Raw genomic sequence first — 19,279 nt, 5'->3', positions numbered from 1 at the left:
CCGCGATCCGTGGAACGGCACCCACCTGCGGATCGACACGATCGAACCGTGGACGATCCGCCTCGACGGACGCCATACAGAGGCCGATCGGTAGAACATCCGCTCATGCCGCGAGTCGCGCCCCCTCATCACGGCGCCAGCGTGGGCGTGACCAGAGACTTTCGGTCAGGACATATCGCAGCGTGCATGTTCATTGGTAGTGACGTTCCATGGTCACGACCAATGGCGCGCGAACACTGAACGATCTCAAGACGCGTGATGCTGTTCGACTGCTTGATGAGTTGACGTCTAAGAGTGCTTAGGCTGGTCCCCCACGTCGTCGGGGGCCAGCTTCACTCATGTTTCGGGAAGAGCCAAGATTTCCTCGCGCAGGCTGTCCCATACGTGATAAAGAGCATTGCGGGCGGACAGGAGGGATTCCAGATTCTGCGCGCCGGTGTCGAGAGAACGCAAGGCGTGCCGAATCGCGATCGCGGCCTGCCAGCGACGCCATTCGGGTGCGGCGTCCCCGGGGCGACCGAACCAGCGGTCCTGCGCGAGGTACGTCGTTTCGAGAGTTAGGTCGCGCCACTCCCGGGGGATTGGATGGTTGCCGTCTCGGACCTGGTCGAGGACGGTGGTTACCTGTGGAATGCGAAGATCATAATTGTCGGCGAGTTGTTCGACCAGGTGGATGAGGAGCGACGTGCGGGCGGCGAGGGGCACGTTCTGAAGATGTGCTGCGAGTTCGGGCTCTGCCGACGCGAATGCGCTCGGCGGAGTGGCGCCGGGCGGTATCGGCTGGTCGACGGTGATCACCTGTTGCGGGGAGTCTAGCCAGTCCAGATTCAGCCGGAATCCACTATGCAATTCCATGACGGCCAGCGCGGCGGCCTTTTGTTCGCGGAGGCTGGGTTGGCGCATGATCTCCAGCTCGCGTTGCGCTGCGGCGACACCGCTGCCGAAAGATCGCTCTGTTTCGAAATATTCGCCTATGCCGAAGAGGACTTCACCGTTTTCGACGCATACTAGGGTCTCCCCGCCCTTGATGTGCCAGGAGGTCGACCAGATGCGACGCCCTGCGCTCAGCCAGGAACGAAATTCGGCGGTGTTCGTGTGTATCACGCCCGGTTCGATGAGGTTGAGGTGAGATCCCGATCTCACCGGTACGAAGTGATTTGTACTCGTGACATGATCGGTCGCAATTCTCGGCGTGTCCTCCCATATCTCTGGTGGGGCCCCTCCCGATAGCGTGGTGGCGATCTCATGTACTTCGATCGGACCGTCATCGGCGATGATTACGGTCCAGGCGACGCTTTCTGCCAGCCAGGTCTGGTCGAATAGTTCTAGGTAGTGACTGATTGCCGCGTCAACGCGCATCTATCAAGTCCTTCCTGTCGCCATGGGTGAGGGCGGTGGCGATTACTTGCCGCCACCGCCCCCGCTCATGGTATTTGGCGGAATTCTGTCTGCTTCGCTAGTTATGGTTGGGGATGGTGGTCATGCATTTCTGCGGGTCGCTCAGAGCGGTCTTGAATTTGATGAAGAAGGGATCTCCGACGAGGATCCGCTCCTTCCTGTAAAAGTTACCGAGAAGGGTTCCCGCCAGGTTGTTGTCGCCTGCGGGTATGGGACAGAGCGAGTATCCCGCCCTGGTGACGTTGGCCCCGGGGTATGGATTGTTCCATCTCTCCCAGGTAGAGGCGAACGGGAACTCATCACATTCGTTGCCGCTGGTACCGCCGGTATTGCTGCCCCAGAGCCAGGTACAATAAGGCCGGGTAATACTTTTGCGGTTACTTTCGCCCACATCCCCGTCGATTCGGTGCAGGTAATTATACTTCATCACCCTGTCTGAGTCCAAACACCCTGGGATCGACTTATTCTGGACCGCCGGGAACCTGCCGAACCTCTGTAGGACCGGATATGTGTCATCCGACTCATAGCACGCGTTCCAGTAATGCTGGTATGCGGCGTCGTATCCCTTTCCAAGCTCATGCTGAAGCGACGAGGTGACGTCACCGAACACGCAGCCACCACTCCCGCTACTGAGGTAGACAGCGGTGTCGCATTGGACGAAGGTTTCCCGCTCCCCGGCGCTGTTTGCCAGCTGCCAAGCGCCGTTCGCGAGCATGGGTGCCAGATCCGGGTACTGGAGATATAGCTTGAATTTCCCTAGCGTGACCTTCTCTTTGTTGTCGAGGATGACGGTGTATTCATCGTCCTGATCCCAGACGACTGAGCGCTTGGCTCGTGCCTTCGTCGCGGGGCAGCGCAGGTGGTACCTATAGGTATCTCCCGTCTGCCATTCAAACAGCAGTTTTTGCAGGTTGTTGTGATGGGTGGATCCGTTCCACTGGGTGACAGGCTCGCACTCTTCGTCGCCGGGCATGACTCCGATTTTCATGTTATACAAGGCGACCACGGGTGCTGCGGCCTTTTCAATCTTCACATGGACGTCAATGAAAACGTCGCGGCTGGTTGCGCTTGGCTCATTCCTGAGGCTGCCGACGCCATTGAAAGTATATCCGATGAACATCAACTCCGCCTCGAAGTGCTTGACGACGGTAGGCGCCCCTGACGGATTAACCTTGGCTTCCGTCAATTTGGCATCTGCCATCGTGCACCACGAATATCGGTTCATCGTCCAGCCGCGGGCCCGCCTGGCCAGGATCTCATTATTCTCACATTGCGCCGGCGTCATACGAGGGTGTTCGTTGACCGCGAGCGGAGGTGTGAGCGAGGCAACCGCAACGGAATCAACTGCCTGTGCGGGCTCCGCGGCCGAGAGAGAGGAACTCGTGACATTCATGGACTGCCAGGCAGACCATGCGCCGGCTACTCCGCCCGCGGTCGCCCGGGCGCGCCATCGCACCGTTTGGCCGCTGGGCAGCTTGCCTTCGGGCACCCGCAGGCTCACACGAGAGTCCGTGGACTTGAGGGTAGCTTGGCCCGACCAGATTCGCTGCTTGTTATTTGAGGATTTCGCCGGCTTGTGGGCGATTTCCACGTTGATCGTGGCCCCACTGGCATTCGGACCGGCCACCCAGGCGGTCAGTTCCGGCGTGAGGGTGGAGGTGGTGCCATTACGCATGGAGGTGCCGGCCACTGCGAGCTTCGCGATTCGAGGCGCGGTGACGGCGGCCGTGCGTGATCGCGTCTCCGCGAAGGCCCCCGGTGCGAAGGGCGCCGCACCGCCGATGGGGGTGTTCATGTCGGTTTGGATTTCGGTGGCGGTCTGGGCGCGGTTGTAGACGCGCACCTCGTCGATGAGCCCCTGGAAGTACTCACCCCATACGCTACTGCCCCCGATATACAGCGAGCTGCCGTCGCTGAGAAGGCTGCCGCTGACAGAGGCCTGACCGACCTGGCTGCCGTTGACGTACACCCGCGCGGTGCCGCCGCCAAGGGTGACGGTCACGTGGCTCCAGGTGTTGATGGGCAGAGGCGTGGTTCCCTTGGGCTCCACGCTTCCTGCCGCTGTCTTGAGCCACCCGGCCGGAGCGCCGACTCCTGAACCAGAGGAATACAGCCCGTAGGACGAGCTTCCGGTGGTCTCGTAGTCCTTCATCACCACCGCGCGGTAACCGCTCACTGTGGAAGGTCTGACCCAGGCCGACAGTGTCATGCCGGTTGTCAAGTGCAGCGAGGGCGCGTCGTTGATGGCGACCCAGCTGGAGGTGCCGTTGAACGACAACGCCTTGCCGTACTTGCCGCCGGTGACCCACGTGGTGTCCCTGCCCGCACCGGTGTTGTTCTGCCCAGAGGAGTCCGCCACCACCGTGCCGGAGCCTTCCTCCATACCGTAGGCCGCAACCAGCCCCGGAACCGGAGTCGGCGTTGGGGTGGGACTCGGCGTGGGCGTGGGACTGGGCGTGGGGGTTGGAGTTGGCGTGGGGGTTGGACTTGGCGTACTGGCACTGATGGGGGTGTTCATGTCGGTTTGGATTTCGGCTTGGGGCTGGGCGCGGTTGTAGACGCGGACTTCGTCGATCCAGCCGTTGAAGAACTCGCCCCACACATTGTTGCCGCCGATGCGCAACGGGCTGCCGTCGTCTGCCAGGCTACCGCTAACCGTGATCTGGGCGGCCTGGGTGCCCCCCACGTATAGCCGCGCCGTTGTGCCGTCGAAGGTGACGGCCACGTGGCTCCAGGTATTGACGGGTAATGGTGTGACCCCGTCGACCGTGTGCACGCTTTCTTCGCCGACGCCGGTCTGCAGCCAGCCGGACGGAGCGGTTCCGTTGGAGGCGTACAGGCCGTAGGCGGCGCCCTGATCGTCTGCCAGTTCCTTCATCACCGCGGTGCGCCAACTGGAAACGGTGGCCGGCCTGACCCAGGCCGACAAGGTCATGCCGGTGGTCAACCGCAGAGAGTTTGCGTGGTTGACGGTGACCCAGCTGGAACTGCCGTTGAAGGACAAAGCCTGACCGTACTTGCCGGCGACCCAGGTCGTGTCGCTGGCAGCGCCGGTGTTGCCCTGCCCCGAAGAGTCGGCCACGACCGTGCCCGACCCTTCCTCCATCCCGTAGGCGGCGACCAGCCCTGCCACGGGCGAGGGAGACGGCGAGGGACTCGGCGTGGGTGTGGGGCTCGGAACCGGAACGGTGGTGGTGAACCGCCAGATGTACGGCGCCGCCATCACGTTCCCGGCGGCGTCCTTGGCGCCGCTGACCGTCGCCTCGTAGTAGGTCCCGGTCAATGGTTGGGAAAGAGTAAAGGTAAGTACTTGGTTATCAGCGGACATTGTCGTGGTGCCCGCAACCTGTCCTTCACTGAGGAGATCTGTCAGAGAGAATTGTGCGTCGGTAACGGGCTCACTGAACGTCACCGTCACTTGTGTGTCGACCGGCACGTCGACCGCCGCAGGGGCTGGAGTGGCTTGGAGCACCTGCGGGGGCGTCGTGTCCCCCGGATCAGGGCTCGGTGGCGGCGGGTCTTCGGGCTGCGGGCCGTTCAGAAGCTCGTCAGCGGTCGTTGTCAGCGGTTCGGTCGAGCTGGCCTTCTGATCGTAGGCCTCTTCCCAGCCGATGGGAGGACCGGTGTTGAGTTCCGTGAAGGCCCGAACCCGTCCCGGGTCGTTGACCGCCGCTATGGCCTCGTCGTACGTATCGATTCTTTCTTCATCCGTATAAGTCCACGAAGCGATCAGGTAGCTGGGTGCCGGCGCTTCGTATTCCACGAAGAAAAATGGGTGGTGGCTGCCGTCGGAGCCGCCCGCCCAGTTGCCGGAGAGGTACTGACGCCAGTTGTTCGTGCCCGATTCGCTGACCGCGCGGATCATGATCCCATGGTTGGGTTGTCCGTCCGACCAGGCTTGGGCGATCTGCTCGATGGAATACCAGAGTTCGCCCTCATCCATCCAGCCGGAGCAGCTCTGGTCCAACCCGTCCGAGTTGACCACATGGCCGTCACCCACGGCGGACGGCTGATTGGACCAGGTGAGCGTGTTGATGGCCCAGCTACTGGATATGCGATGGAGAGCGATGTCCCCGACGTTGGAACCACACTGGTGGGAAAGATAGTTCCACAGAATGATATTCGCATCCAGGATTGGCTGGCCAATGAACGGTGCGCCATCCAGATTGAACTTCAGGTACGAGCGGTAGTTGAACCCGTCCCGACGCCCGGCGAACAATGCGGTCATGTTCGCTGCGAAACTTCCCGAAGTGTAGCTACCGCCGTTGGCGATGAAGGTGTCGGTGGGCGCGCCGGCCCCGTGCCAGGGGGTGGGATTGCTCGCGGCCACCGTCACCGGGAAGGTCACCGCTGGGTCAGCCATGAATGCGGCGTCGGGGGTAAGAACGAGAGTAGTGTTGTCGCTGTTCCCAGTGACAGACGCGGTCGCGATGCCAGCCTTACCGGTGCCAGGCGCGGCCATTTCCTTGGCGTCCAGAACCGGCGCAGTCGACAGGTCTGCGATCTCCTCGCCTCCGGCAAGGACAGCAGGTTTACCGCTGGAGGACTCACCCAGGGCCATGCCGGAGGGCGGGTCAATCGGCACGGGAAGCTTGAGTCGCTTGCCGGTCCGCTCACGGATCACGATCTGATGGTGGTAGCCCTCCGGGGTCACGGTCACGACCAGGTCCACGTTGCGGCCATAGGCGGAGCGGTAGGTGGCGGTGTTTCCGGACAGCTTCGGGACGGGTAGCTTGCCGGGTGCGGCGATGCTGATCTCGCTGGCCTGACCATTCATGCCAAGGGAGTCGCCCTTGGCGGTCAGCAGAGGAGTATCGCTGCCGCCATTGGACAACCGGATATCCAGCTTGGTCATTCGGGGTTTGACGACGCCGTTCTCGACGACCAGCGTCGGGTCGACCTTGTGCCATGCACCATCGCGCTGGACACGGATGACGGTGCCTGACACGTACGTTCGGACCGTCTTACCACCGGGCATGGCGACCGTGGTCATGTTCTCGGTGTGCAGGCTGGGGATTTCCACCTCCTTGCCAGTCTTCTTGGCTTCGGCCTTTGCCAGGTCCACCGCGGTCGGCGTGGCCGGTGAGGTGGTAGACATCGGACTCGGGGATGGGGATTTGTGCTCGGCCTGGACGGATGTTGCCGTGATGAGGGAGCCGGCCATTACCAATACAGTGCCCAGACTGGCTCGGCGGCGTGTCCGTGAAGTTGGCCAGATCGGACGCCGTGATTCAGTTGTCATTTTTTTTGGCCTTTCTCGGTAAGGAGATCAAGGCAAACGGGCTGATCATGACATAAGTCGGAGATCTGAGTAAAGATCCATTTTTGTACCAGAAGGCGAACTCTGAGCTATGAGCTAAAATGAAGCCGATCTCGACCGCAGGTTGATCGAGAAGCAAGTCCTTCATGGACAACCGGCCGGGCCGATCATGTATCTAGAGCGATATAAAGTCGGAAATACGGAGGTCCAGGATCCGGAGCGGCTGAGTGATTGCTGGCTGGCGACCAGGCTGGGATCCGGTGGGCAGGGCGTGGTCTACGAGGCTTACGACGGGACCGCAACCTCGGTCACATCCGGTTTCGGCCACACCGGATTGACGGGACTGGGGACCATCTGGAGGACTTCGGCCCCCTTGACCTCAGGGGTGATCGGGACGGGAGTGCCGGCGACCGGATTCTCCTTCATCGGCTCCGGCAGTTCCGCCGCGGACGCGGCGGTGACCAGGCCGTCCGGTACGCCGATCGTGGAGACGAACACCGACACGACGACCGCAAGCGCAGTTGCGACGACCTTGCCACGCGCTCTGACCACGCGACACCCCCATGCATCACAAACCCCGTCAGATGACAGCGCGATCATTCATGGGATAAGGAGAAGATAAAAGAGCGACATAAAACGACACACGTGACAACAGGCGCACTATGCGTAGTACTCGGACGTCACGGACACTAGACCGGTCCAGAATGTGACGAAACTCACATCTAGCTCCCGAAATCGGGACGGCACCCCCGAACTCCACTGAGGTCCGCTCCTGTGACGATCGCCATCAGAACCGCCGTACTCGGCCTCGCGGCCGCCCTCGCCACCGCGGAGCGAATCTCACCCTGGTCCCGGCGCCAAGTTGCCGTTCAAGGACAGCGATCTGGTGGCGTAGCGCAAGGATTTCAGCGTCCTTGTCCCGATCCCTCCACAGGCAGCAGCCACAAAACAGCGAAGGCGTTCGTGACCGTGAGATAGGCCAGGCGAAGAAACACAGTCGATCATCATGCCGCTTTCGGCCCTCCTTCTCCTACTCAAGGCGAACGTAGGCCGGGAGGAGCCGGACAGCTTACCACCTGCCCGGATGACATTGTCGGCAGCCACAATGCGAGTATTCGTTGAGGACACCGCCAAGCCGCTCTCGTCGGCGTATGTTCAAGTCGGCGATTCGCTCTGGATCGGTGATCGGATCCGGGACGGGACGCAGCGGGGCGGCTGGCAGGTGGCCCTTTCGTTCCAGAGCAGGCAGCGGTCGAGAACCTCACGGCGCACGACTGCACACACCACTCCATGATCGCATCATCGGCGGCATCTGGATACCGGTGAGCACGGTCTCGATGGCGTGCGGGGCGCCAAAGGCTGCATGTACGACTTGAGCAGCGGCTTCGCGAATCGATCAGACGACTCTGCGGTACTCGTTGATCAAGGCGTTGACGGTCGTTGTCCGTTGAATCCGGGCACTCAGGTCGACCACGTCGTAAGGGGCATGCAGTGATGGGCGCAGTTCGCCAACGCGATGCGGCCGGGGTGGTTGTGGTGGCACTCATATTGCGCCAGCATGTGCCGATGCCCCTTGGTCCCAAACGGTGAAGGCAATCGGGCCTTTCGGATGATCGGCGGGTCGGGGAGTTACCCGGAGAAAAGGTCGAGGATACACAATCGCGTTTCAGTAAAACCGGACGGGGGTAGTTGATGGTTGCTCTGTGGTTGCTCGTGGGCATGCGATACAGCACAACATCGCGCGTCACCATCGGGCATTTTGACAGCAGCAAATCCGGGCGGGATGATAGAAATAGATAGCCTGCGATACTGATTGACACTAAGAAATTCTTTTAATCCGTAGGTTCAGGGTTCGAATCCCTGGCGCCCCACCACCGCTTACCTGCGGCTTTACCCGTACGACAGACCATCCGATCATGGCCTGGGACACCGATGGGGCACACCTGGGTCATCCAGCCGCATCGCCCCCGGCGTACCTTCCGGGCGGTTCCGCGCGCCGCCGACAGCACCAGCCGCGCCGTCGCCACGGCCGCCTGGTGGTGCAGTTCCGGCAGCACCGAGGTGTAGGTGTTGACGGTCAGCACGATGCTGACGTGCCCAATCTGGCCCTGCACCACCGGCAGGTCCACGTGCGCGGCCAGCGCCATCGTCACCGCGCCGTGCCGCAGGTCGTGCAGCCGCACCGGCGGTAGCCCGCTCTCTTGGACCAGGAACCGGTAGGTCAGGTAGTCCGGCGCCACCGGGCTGCCGTCTTGGTGGGTGAAGACGTATGCCATCTCGTCCCAGGCCTGGCCGCAGCGGGTCATCTCGGCCCGCCGATCATGCTCGTGACGGCGCAGGAGCCGGACCGTCTGCGGATCCAGCGCGACCGTGCGCCTGCCGGCCGCGCTCTTGGGCGGGCACGCCACCAGCCTCCCGCCCACGTGCACCAGTTGCTGGGCCACGCCGAGTTCGCCCGCCTCCAGACTGAGGTCCACCCAGCGCAGGCCGACCAACTCGCCCCGGCGCAGCCCGCGCAGCGCGGCCAGCCACCACAGCGGGAACAGGGCGTCCTCGCGGACGCCGTCCAGGAAGGCCACCAGCTGCGGGATCGTCCAGACCGCCACCGTGGGCCTCTCGCCGGTGGCCTTCCACGCCGCCACCCGCCGGTCGGTCCACACCTGCGCCCTCGGACGCGGCGCGGCGGGCAACCTCACAGCGCGGGCGGGATTGCTGTCGATCAGCCCTTCCCGGACGGCCTCATTCAGCGCCGCCCGCAGCGTGGCGCGGATCCGCTCCAGCGACGCCGCCGCCAACGGCCGCCCTCGATGGCCATCAGCGCCGTGGCGATCGACGGTGTGATCATGAAGTTGGGCGTGAATAGCCCTCAACTACCTGATCACGTTGATAAATGTTGAATAAACCGTCGATACAACGGGTTCCGCAAGCGTAACCGAATGATGAGATGGCGAACCTCGCGGACAGCGATGACGCCCGTCTGCGATCTTGAGATGGCATGGCTTCGAACCGCGTCCATTCCGACCCAACCCCCGCACGGCACATCGCCCACACCGCTCGGCACCGAGCCACCCTGACCTGAGACGAGCAAGGTCAGCTTGCTCACACCGGAGGGATACGTTCAAAGACGGGCGGACACTGCTACGGATCGGCCTCCGCTGCGGACAGCGGGACTACCCTGCCCCGCTGCCCGGCAGAGGCCGAGCTTGATCAGTCGACGCACATCGCGTGGTGAGTGGACTGGAAGACCCATGTGCCGCCGCCCGGGGAGACATAGGTCGATAGGGTGTAATAGGTCCCAGGGGTGCAGTCGTGGCCGACCGCGAGGACGGCCGCCCGGGCCCGCTGTTCGGCCGCCGCGAACCCGGCCGCGTAGGTGTTGCCCGCCCCCACGGCAGTGGCGCTGCGGGCAGTGTCATAGCCGTCGGCGTGTGCGGCCGCGGGCGTGGTCGCCAGGCCGGCCGCCACTACCGCTGAGACGAGGCCGAGCCAGCGGAGCCAAGTAACTTTTTGCATGCTACTCCTACATGGACGGATCATTTGATCGACCGAGGATAATTTTCAAACGAACCGAGGTAAAGACGGCATTGACCACTCGGTCACCAGAATCTGGCCCATCATGCTGTTTCTTCGTGATGGAGCATGTAATTTACAGCCGGACGAAGCTTCCGCCGAGGCGGCCCGCTATGCGGTCGAAACAGCGGACGCGGTGGTGGCGGATCTGTCAACTCCCCCTCCTCGGCGAGTTCGACCCCCACTGCCGAGTGTCTATCAGGATGTAGAAGGCGACCTTGGGATTCTTCGTCGACATCCCAAGCCGATACCCCCGCCGCTCGACATGACGAGCAAGCCCTTGCAAGACAGCGAAGACACGCGGAAGCAATTCCGGAGAGACGCGGATACGCGACGGATCTGCGGTCAGCACCTCGGCCATCGCCACAGGATCGAAGATCTGCCTCCGCGTGGTCAATCGAATCCGGTTCCAGCCCGTGTCATATCTGATCCATCCAGCATGATGATCAGGTCGCCACGGTCGCGGCCCGTTTGGCGCAACCGGTTGTTGAGCGTCACTGGTCATGAGCACGGTGCGTCGCTCCCGGTGAGCATCATCGCTGCAATATGTCCTGACCCATAATCGCCAACCATGCTCATGCCGACGCAAATGATACTCGTCGTGGCGGTAGCCAGCGCCCAATTGCATGGCGTGTGCTGTCGTCGACGCCGCGCTCTTCGCGGCAGAAGAGTGTGGGCAGGTGTCGGATACCGTTTCGATGTGACTTCGGCCGCGCTGGAGCGTGCGTTGAGCGACCTCGGGGGGCCGGTATTGCGGCCGCTGCCCGATCAGGTTGCTCGTCTGCTCCGAGACCTGGTCGCGCCGCCCAGACTCGCGGCGCATTTAAGGGCCGTTCACGACGTCGCCTACCAGCTCCTCGACTGGATCGCTCGCGAGTACCCGAGCCTTGCCATCGACCGCGAGGCGGTCCTGTTCGGCGCGGCCACCCACGACATCGGCAAGACCATCCACACCGGCGAACTATCCGGTCCTGGATCCGCGCATGAGCAAGCGGGCTATCGGCTCCTGCTCGACCACGGGGTCACCGAGCCGATGGCCCGCTTCGCCCGCACCCACGCCGACTGGACCCGGCCCGACATCGCAGCCGAGGATCTGCTGGTAAGCCTGGCCGACAAGATCTGGAAGGCCAAACGCGTTACCGATCTCGAACAATTAGTCGTCGACCACCTCGCCCTCGCGGCCGGGCAGCAGCCCTGGCAAGCGTTCATGGACCTCGACACGGTCCTGACCCGCCTTGCCGAAGACGCCGACCATCGACTCGCCTTCCAAGCCGGCTATCCCATAACCACCTGACCGGCCACCCACGCCACGTGCTGCACCAGGCCCGCCATCGGCATGATCCGCGCACCCTCGGCGAGATCTATCCCAGCACCTGCACACTGGGCGCTCTTAGGATCGCCGCATGGCCGATGAGGCGGGTGGACACGTGCCGGCCACCCGGCGGCAGCGGGACGAACACCTGTCGGCCTGATTCGAGCGGTCCGCGCGTCCCCACTGGGAGGCTACCGAGCCGTACTGGGGAATCTGGCGCATTCCCCAGTCGCGGCTGCCAGTCCTGCCTGCCGACCTGGCCGGCGTCACGGCCATCAAGTTCGGCAGCGGCCACGTCCCGTCGTGGCTGGCCCGCCGCAGCACGGGGTCCGATCGGGGTGGACGTCTCGGCCCGGCAGCTGGCCACCGCGCGTCGCCTCCAAAACGAGTCGGCTTGCGCTTTCCTTTGATCCAGGCCGACGCCGAGCGGGTGCCGCTGGGCGCCGGTTGCGCTGACCTGGTGATCAGTGAATACGGTGCATCGGTCTGGTGCGATCCGTACCAGTGGATTCCGGAGGCGGCCCGGCTGCTGCGGCCAGGTGGCCGGCTGGTGTTCCTGGCCCAGTCCTCGCTGGCGCGCTTGTGCATGCCGGGACGGGGATCGGCGGCCTATCGGCTGGTGCGTGACCTGTTCGGGCTGCACCGGGTGGTGCGGCGTGGCACGTCCGGCGTCGAGTACCAATTGTTCACGCTGCCGCATGGGGACTGGATCCGGCTCATGGCCGGGTGCGGCCTGATCGTGGAGGACCTGATCGAGGTCCAAGTGCCGCGAGGTGCTACCCGCAACGACTTTCCCGAATTCCCTGACGAGTGGGTGCGGCGCTGGCCGACCGAGGAGGTCTGGTTGGAACGTCGATCCACCCGCGCTGGCCGTTAGTGAATGAGCCAGACCCGAGCGAGGATTCGACCAGCGGCAAAGTAGTGCGTGTTCTCGCCTCGTCTGCCGACGAGGCGACCGGAAAGCCCACGTGCGACCGGCCTACGCCGGGTAGCCGAGAAGGCGCGTCCAGGGTCCTCCAACGCGGGTTCGGCTCGCGCTGTGGCCGGGCGGCAAGTCGAGGACATCAACCAACGTCGGATCTTCGTCCACGGCGTGGTGGAGGTGTCCGATCTTGCCGGTGCCGCCCGCGTCCGTAGCGCCGATGAGCTGCCAGAGCCCGTCGTCGGCGTCGTTACCGAGTAGCAGGACAGGCTCGCGACGCTCGAAGACTTCGATGGTCTGGATGCAACGGGTGCCCAGAAGCCAGTGCCGCATCCACCACGCGCGTCGATCACGCTCCATGACGTGGTCTGCGACCCACCACACGAACGGGAGATCCACGTGGGTGCGAGCCTGGTCTGCCGCGAGGTCTGGGCCGCCTTGTGGTACGTGCTCGAACGGCTCGTCCGTGAGAGAGAGTGCGTGGCCGTCCTCGTGCTCGAACACGACAGCGTGGAACGTGCCGCCGCCTGGATTGCTGGCGCCGATCCCAATCGAGAGCCGGGCGATGTGAGGCTGTGACCCGGTGGTCCAGCCGAACGCGTACGAGGCCAGTTCGCCCTGAGGGCCGGCGAACTCGCCGAATGCGCGACGATCCATGCCCATGGCCTCGGCAGTCGGCACCTCGACGAACGAACCCTCCAGAACCTGGATAGCACGCGGCCAACCTAGCCGAAATGGAAGCCGCGCCCTGCACGGTCAGGCCCCGATCGCGTCCTGGTTCGCGGCAGAAGAGGATGTCCGCCCCGGGCCCCCTACCGTCGGCATCCGTCGAGCAGTAGTCGGATGGTCAGACGGGCGTCGTATGCCGGATCGACCAGCTCTGCGCCGGCACAGATGTCGCCGATCGCGCGGATCAGCTGGTAGGCGCTGACATCAGCCGTGACCTCGCCAGCATTGCGGGCAGCCGACAGGATGTCGGCGAGCACCGGCACGAGCCGATCGAGGAACAGTGCGTGTAGGGCGGTGAAGCCGTCGGGGTCGTTGCGCATCGCGGCGGCGAGCCCGTGCTTGGTCGTCAGGAAGTCCGCGAAGAGATCCACCCATTGACGTAGCGCGGCGGACGGTGACGTCGCTGTCCCGAGCAGGGTAGGCCCGGCTTCGGCGCAGGCGTCGACCTGGTGCCGGTAGACGGCCACGACGAGGTCCGCGCGGCTGGGGAAATGCCGGTAGATCGTGCCCATGCCGACGCCCGCCTCGGCGGCGATCCGCCGCACCGGCGCGTCCACCCCGTCCGTGACGAACACCGATGCCGCGGCATCGAGCAGGGCCCTCTCGTTCCGCCGGGCATCCGCCCGCTTGGCCGAGTTCGCGGTCGTCGACAACGGCTCGTCTCTTGCACCCACGCAGAGCCCTCTCTCCCACGGCCGCACTTGTTAATCGGAGCGCTGCTCCGTATATTTGGAACAGCGCTCCGTTTACGAGTCTATCCGATGGCCCATGCCAACAGAAGCCTGCGCCGCCGGCGCATCCGCACACGGACGGGCGCTCATCGGCATCGAAAGGAACACCGCACATGCCCGCACCCGACTCGGTCGCCCCGAGCGCAGTCCCTGCCCAGTCCACTCCGATCATCAGCGTCAAGCCGGTCGTCCTGCCCACGCCAGAGCACGGCGACGACCTGCAGGTGCGCGTGTCGGCGCCCGTCTCCGGCACCGACCTCCCGCTCGTCGTCCTCGCCCACGGCTTCGGCCTGTCGATGTCCTCCTATGACCCGCTGGTCGATTTCTGGGCCGGCAACGGCTTCGTCGTCGTACAGCCCACGTTCCTCGACTCGCTGACCCTCGGCATCACTCCCGCCGACCCGCGGTACCCGGACATCTGGCGCATCCGGGTCCAGGACGTCGAGCGCGTACTCGACGAGCTCGACCACGTCGTCGCCGCAGTCCCGGGGCTCAATGACCGCATCGACCGCGACCGCATCGCCGTCGCCGGACACTCCTGGGGCGGACAGACCGTCAGCATGCTGCTCGGCGCGCGCGTCATCGGCGCGGACGGGCAGCCCGGGCCCGACAAGACCGACGCTCGGGTGAAAGCCGGTGTGCTGCTCGCGACGACCGGCACCGGTGGCGACAACTTGACGCCGTTCGCCGCGGAGAACTTCTCCTTCATGAGCCCGGACTTCAACGGCCTGACCACACCGGCCCTCGTGATCGCAGGCGATCACGACCAGTCCCTACTCTCGACTCGCGGCCCCGACTGGTTCACCGACGTATACAGGTTCAGCCCCGGAGCCCACAGCCTGCTCACCGTAGTCGGCGCCGAACACTCCCTCGGCGGAATCCACGCCTACAACGCCAAGGACACCACCGACGAGAGCCCCGAACGTGTCGCTCTGATCCGGAAGGCTTCCTGGGCCTACCTCCGCAGCGCCCTCGAGATCGACGACACGGCGTGGAAGCAGGTGCAGACCGAACTCGCGGAGACCGCCGACCCGATCGGACGCATCGACAACAGGTAAGACGGACCATCGGCGCGGGCCGTCCGCGGAGGACGACCTGCGCCGAAGGTCCTCGCAGCTTCGAGCAGCTGCCAGTCCCGGGAATCACGGTCTCGCCATTGGTAGGTCCCGAGCGAGCTCTAAATCGGCAAAACCAGATCTCCGGAGCGGATCGCGATCCACTGGAGGTAGGACCACCACGCCACCGGGCTATGACACGCGCGGCACGGCCGACTCGTGAGATCAGGCGCTCCAGGTGGTGAGCACCTGGTCGATGCGGTCGCGGATGCGGTCCCGTGCCTCCCTCCGGGGCACGCCCGCCATGAGGAGATGGTCGTAGTCCGTGTCCAGGTGCCGTACGGACGCGACGACGGCCAGTGTGACGGCCTGCTCGTCCAGCACGCGGGCCGCCGCGGTGCGGCCCACCCGGCCGCTGCCACGCAGCCCGGCGTGGACGGCGATCGCCTGAGCCCGCTCGTCCGGGCAGCCGGGGAACAACCGCCGGATCTCCGCGGCCAACGCCGCCTGGAACTCGACGTCGCCCGCCTCCCGCCGCACCCTGTCGCGCTCGCGTCGGCGGAGACGTACCTCCTCGTCGGCCAGGCACTGCTCCTCGGCACGGGCCAAGGCCTCGTCCTCGACGAGGATGCCCCGCCGCTCGTAGCGCTTCCTGCGGCGGTTGAACTCGACGACCACCGCGGAGAGCACGCTCTCCTTCTTGGCCCGGCGGCTCAGCGCCGCGTCTCCGGCCGGCAGGAAGACCAGGTGGTCCAGATCCGCGCAGGACAGGCAGTGCGGGCGGTCGTCCTCCATGATGTGGTGCGGCCCGGTGGCTCCGCAGCCTCCGCAGGACCACGGAGCCGAGCCCACGATGACGACCAGATCCGGCGCCTTGTTTCGGCGCTCGGTGAGCTGCCGGCGGCGTGCCTCGCTCAGCTCAGGGGAGTACCACTCGATCTTGAATTGCCGTTCCAGCTCTTCGTCCCCGTCCGCGGTGAACCGGAGCGGCCGCCGGTCCCGGCTCCCCGACACCTGCGCGGTCTCGGTCGCGGTCAGCCCGCGCGCCGTCGCCCACTCGCGCAGGAGGGCCACCGCGTCCGCCATCTTCGCCGCGTCGACCGCGGTCACCCGCTCCAAGCTGTCGGCGCGGCCCTGCCGCCAGATGTCGATGTCCCGTTGGTACGACCACCGCAGGCCGCAGATCACGTCGACCACCGTGACGTGCTTACGCTGGACCAGCGCGTTCTCCGCCACTTGGGCCACCCGCCGGGCCAGGCTGCTCCCTTTTCCCACCGTACAAGGGTGCCCCATTTTGATGATCCCTCGGGCTCAGGTTGTGAGGAGGGTCCAGGCGAGGCTTCCAGGCTGGGTGAAGTCGACGGGGGTGGTCAGGTGCTGGAAGGGTTAGGGGACCAGCAGGGAGTGCACGATGTTCTGGGCATCGGGGGCGGCGTCCTGCATGAAGGCCTGCCGCCGACCGACACCACCGAGAACCGACAGGTCAGACATCGAATCCCATTATTGAGCCCCACAAAGAACCGGTACTTTGTTGTGGTGACGTTGATACTGCTTGCCGCAGAGGGCATTGACTCACGGTCAGGCGAATCGCCTATACAGATCACGCTCATGCCAGGAGTCGGAGAAAGCGTCCAGCATGGCTTCATACAGACGGATATTGCTGACATTTCCGCTAGGGTCGCGCATCCTTTCTCTGACCGCCTCCTGGATGGCCGTCCAGCGCAATTCGTACATAACAAAGGATACTAGCTCAACGACGCCTTCCCTAGGCGAATCGATCAGAGAAATGATCTCATTCTCAAAGCTCTCCCTCGCTTCAGGGTTTCGCTGCAGTATCGCGAGCGCGCGTTCCAAACCCTCTTCGAGGTCTTCAACCCCGATCGTCTCCTCTGCGGTGGTTAGGACGCCCCGAACAGTTCGCAAGAATTCTGCGACTGGATCAGCAGTCGTCGTTTTCGTCGGGCCCTCAAGCTTCGGTGTATTGCCCATCAGCATTGAGTCCATTCTAAGCAACTTTCCCTGAAGGGTGTCTATATTCGGCCTGTGCTGTTGGCCTGCGGTTCCGTTGCTGATCCGGGTCGGAGCCTGACCAGCTACCTGAACACCAGCTTTTCAGACAACCCTCTAGCTAGGCGAGCGAGTCGTCTTGGCAGACCTTCGTTCTTCGCGGTACAGCCGTTCCCGGTGGCTCGCGACGAGGTCCTGCCATACCGGGCTTTCACGCTCTTCCGGATCCAGATTCAGCTCCAGTCGGACAAGCAGACAAGCGTCAAACCTCACTACACCGCCTTGTGCTCCACGGCCCTCGCCGTCAGCGCGCCGGTCGGAATACCACCATGGTCGAACGTCAGGGAATCGGTCTGGGATCTGCGCTGCGACAGCTCACCCAACATCAACGTGTACAAGGGCGGCTGCGTGGTCAACCGGGCGATCCCGACGTTCAAGCTGAACCCCAACAGCACGGTCGTCGGCCGGACGGCGAATCACGTCCAGAAGGCTCTCACCACACCACAACTGACCGACCCGGTGCTTCCCGGGAAGCAGCAGCCCAACTCGATTCCCGGCGGAGAGGCGAGCAACAAGCCACTTCACCGGATCGTGTCGAAGACGAAGATCGACGCAAACCGCGACCGGGCCATCGCGACATGCCTGGCGATCAGGGCCTATGCCAAGCCGGAGAGTTGTGACGAGTACCCGATGGCGTCCACTCGCGAAGGGGCCAATTACGACCAGGTTCACTTCTCCGTAGAGATCTTGCCTCTGGACGACAACTGCAAGGCCGGAAACATGCTCGGCTGGTTCTACCAGCGGAACCGCATCGTCCCGGACCACACGACCGATCTGGGCCTCGCGGTGTCGGGCTCCCCCTTCTGGGTGGGCGTGGGGACAGGCGGCTCCCTGCCCTCGACGCCGACGACTCCATCGAGCGCGGGCGCCTGAAGCCGCAGGCTTCCACTCAGGAATGAAGCGATCGCGTCGCTGCCGACGATTGCCGACAGGATCCCACGGCGCCCCTCACAACCGTCCTGGCATGACGCTCGGCCGCGGAAGCACGCTCCGGACTACTTCGCGCGCCTGAAACGCTCCTCGCATTCGCGCGCCTGCCGAAAACCCCATCCACGCAGTTCAAGGAGCATGTCAATAGTCGTGGAGGACTTCGCAGAGCCTTGTGCCTGCCGAAAACTCTGTCCGTGCAGTTCAAGCGGCACGCGAGTATTCGTGAAGGAGCGAAGGTGTCGCCTACGTATACCGCTCCGGAAGAGCTATCACATCACCGCTCAACCCAGATGGAACGCATCCAGTCAAACCATCACACCATGCGCACAACGCGAATTCCTACATTCATCCACAATAAAGGCAAAATGGGCCAATCGAGCGATATCCGGCGCCTGCCGCGCAACGGGCCAATCGGGGGATGAATGCGTTTGACCGTGATCGGTTAAGGGCATTGAGACAGCGGAAAGCCGTGGCATGAGGCCCGTTCAACCAAGGCCACTTGGGCATAATAAATGCCTTCGAAATAAGTAAAGCCTCCAGGTACATGCCTCGCAGCCATGATGACGCCCCAATAGATATGGAATTTCGTCACGATGGGAAGACCGCTGGGATATTAGGGGCGCCCACCCGGTCAGCATCGATTATGAAACCAACGGAAAGGATGCGTTGTGATGACGTCCTGCCTATGGAAGAGAACATCGTGAAAGCGCGCAGCCCACGGATCCCCCGTGTCATCGGCCGGCGCACCGGCACCGCGGTGATGGCCGGCTGCATCGCCGTCGCCGGTGCCGGTGTTGTCCCCCTCGGCCGCGCGTCCGCGGACGCTCCCTGCGGTGGCACCGGAATCCTCTCCGGCACGACGTGCACCTACACCCAAGCGACATTGCTGGACACGTTCACGGTTCCACCCGGAGTGACCACCCTCCGAGTGACCGCCGTGGGGGCGGCGGGCGGCACTGGCACTGACGCCGGCAACGGCGCCGGTGGCACCGGCGGCGCCGGTGCCACCGTCATGGCGGACATCCCCACCACGCCCGGGAGCACCCTTGACGTGAGCGTCGGCGGCCCTGGCGGACAGGGCAACTCTGGTGGGGGTGCAGGCGTAGCCGGTGGTGGAAGCGGTGGCTACGCCGACTGGTACGGCGGTGGCGGCGGCGGGTACTCAGGCGTGTTCGCCGACACGATCCCCCTTGTCGTGGCCGGTGGCGGCGGCGGTGGCGGGGGTGGGGGCGGTATCAATTACGGCAACGGTCCCAGCACCGGCGGCTCCGGCGGAGACGCGGGAGACTCGGGGGACGGTGACGG

13 protein-coding genes and 1 pseudogene are annotated in these 19,279 nt (G+C 64.2%); 5 read left to right on the top strand and 9 right to left on the bottom strand.

The window, feature by feature from the left end; translation table 11 throughout:
• Positions 1-336 precede the first annotated feature (336 nt).
• The 5 genes from Aple_RS50190 to Aple_RS50170 all read right to left on the bottom strand — a co-directional run bounded on the left by Aple_RS50190 (position 337) and on the right by Aple_RS50170 (position 10,171).
• Positions 337-1,359, bottom strand: a complete 1,023-nt coding sequence (locus tag Aple_RS50190; protein ID WP_155351890.1) for a hypothetical protein — start codon at positions 1,357-1,359, stop codon at positions 337-339.
• Between the two features lie 97 nt (positions 1,360-1,456).
• A complete protein-coding gene (locus Aple_RS50185; protein WP_170322067.1) occupies positions 1,457-6,463 on the bottom strand; it encodes a LamG-like jellyroll fold domain-containing protein in 5,007 nt (1,668 codons plus the stop codon).
• Between the two features lie 480 nt (positions 6,464-6,943).
• Complete coding sequence (locus tag Aple_RS50180; RefSeq protein WP_155351888.1) at positions 6,944-7,210, bottom strand: hypothetical protein; 267 nt, start codon at positions 7,208-7,210, stop codon at positions 6,944-6,946.
• 1,280 nt (positions 7,211-8,490) lie between these two features.
• Complete coding sequence (locus tag Aple_RS50175) at positions 8,491-9,453, bottom strand: tyrosine-type recombinase/integrase (RefSeq protein ID WP_170322066.1); 963 nt, start codon at positions 9,451-9,453, stop codon at positions 8,491-8,493.
• 412 nt (positions 9,454-9,865) lie between these two features.
• Positions 9,866-10,171: a hypothetical protein gene (locus Aple_RS50170; protein ID WP_155351886.1), complete on the bottom strand. Its 306-nt coding sequence runs from the start codon at positions 10,169-10,171 to the stop codon at positions 9,866-9,868.
• A 757-nt stretch (positions 10,172-10,928) separates the two neighbouring features.
• Here Aple_RS50170 and Aple_RS50165 point away from each other — a divergent pair.
• Together Aple_RS50165 and Aple_RS50160 are read left to right on the top strand one after the other, a co-directional pair.
• Positions 10,929-11,522: an HD domain-containing protein gene (locus Aple_RS50165; protein ID WP_246265572.1), complete on the top strand. Its 594-nt coding sequence runs from the start codon at positions 10,929-10,931 to the stop codon at positions 11,520-11,522.
• Positions 11,523-11,751: 229 nt separating this feature from the next.
• On the top strand, positions 11,752-12,417 hold the full coding sequence (locus Aple_RS50160; RefSeq protein WP_155351885.1) for a class I SAM-dependent methyltransferase: 666 nt from the start codon (positions 11,752-11,754) through the stop codon (positions 12,415-12,417).
• 102 nt (positions 12,418-12,519) lie between these two features.
• On the opposite strand, the gene Aple_RS50155 is transcribed toward Aple_RS50160, so the two are convergent.
• On the bottom strand, positions 12,520-13,119 hold the full coding sequence (locus tag Aple_RS50155; protein WP_218038925.1) for a hypothetical protein: 600 nt from the start codon (positions 13,117-13,119) through the stop codon (positions 12,520-12,522).
• A 155-nt stretch (positions 13,120-13,274) separates the two neighbouring features.
• The gene (locus Aple_RS50150; protein WP_155351884.1) at positions 13,275-13,865 is read right to left on the bottom strand and encodes a TetR/AcrR family transcriptional regulator; all 591 of its coding nucleotides are present in this window, start codon (positions 13,863-13,865) and stop codon (positions 13,275-13,277) included.
• 170 nt (positions 13,866-14,035) lie between these two features.
• Between Aple_RS50150 and Aple_RS50145 the strand changes: the two genes are divergently transcribed.
• Positions 14,036-14,980: an alpha/beta hydrolase family protein gene (locus Aple_RS50145; RefSeq protein WP_155351883.1), complete on the top strand. Its 945-nt coding sequence runs from the start codon at positions 14,036-14,038 to the stop codon at positions 14,978-14,980.
• 222 nt (positions 14,981-15,202) lie between these two features.
• Here Aple_RS50145 and Aple_RS50140 read toward each other — a convergent pair whose 3' ends face one another.
• The gene (locus Aple_RS50140; protein WP_308805556.1) at positions 15,203-16,252 is read right to left on the bottom strand and encodes a DUF2293 domain-containing protein; all 1,050 of its coding nucleotides are present in this window, start codon (positions 16,250-16,252) and stop codon (positions 15,203-15,205) included.
• Positions 16,253-16,555: 303 nt separating this feature from the next.
• Positions 16,556-16,972, bottom strand: a complete 417-nt coding sequence (locus Aple_RS50135) for a hypothetical protein (protein WP_155351881.1) — start codon at positions 16,970-16,972, stop codon at positions 16,556-16,558.
• A 189-nt stretch (positions 16,973-17,161) separates the two neighbouring features.
• Between Aple_RS50135 and Aple_RS50130 the strand changes: the two genes are divergently transcribed.
• Both Aple_RS50130 and Aple_RS50125 read left to right on the top strand, forming a co-directional pair.
• On the top strand, positions 17,162-17,917 hold the full coding sequence (locus tag Aple_RS50130) for a NucA/NucB deoxyribonuclease domain-containing protein (RefSeq protein WP_170322065.1): 756 nt from the start codon (positions 17,162-17,164) through the stop codon (positions 17,915-17,917).
• Positions 17,918-18,659: 742 nt separating this feature from the next.
• Positions 18,660-19,279: pseudogene (locus Aple_RS50125) on the top strand (hypothetical protein); the annotation flags it as partial.

Origin of the sequence: Acrocarpospora pleiomorpha, assembly GCF_009687885.1 — a bacterium.
GTDB classification, from domain to species: Bacteria; Actinomycetota; Actinomycetes; order Streptosporangiales; family Streptosporangiaceae; genus Acrocarpospora; species Acrocarpospora pleiomorpha.
Note: the sequence above shows the minus strand (reverse complement) of the source record. Positions and strands in the feature narration are given on the sequence as shown.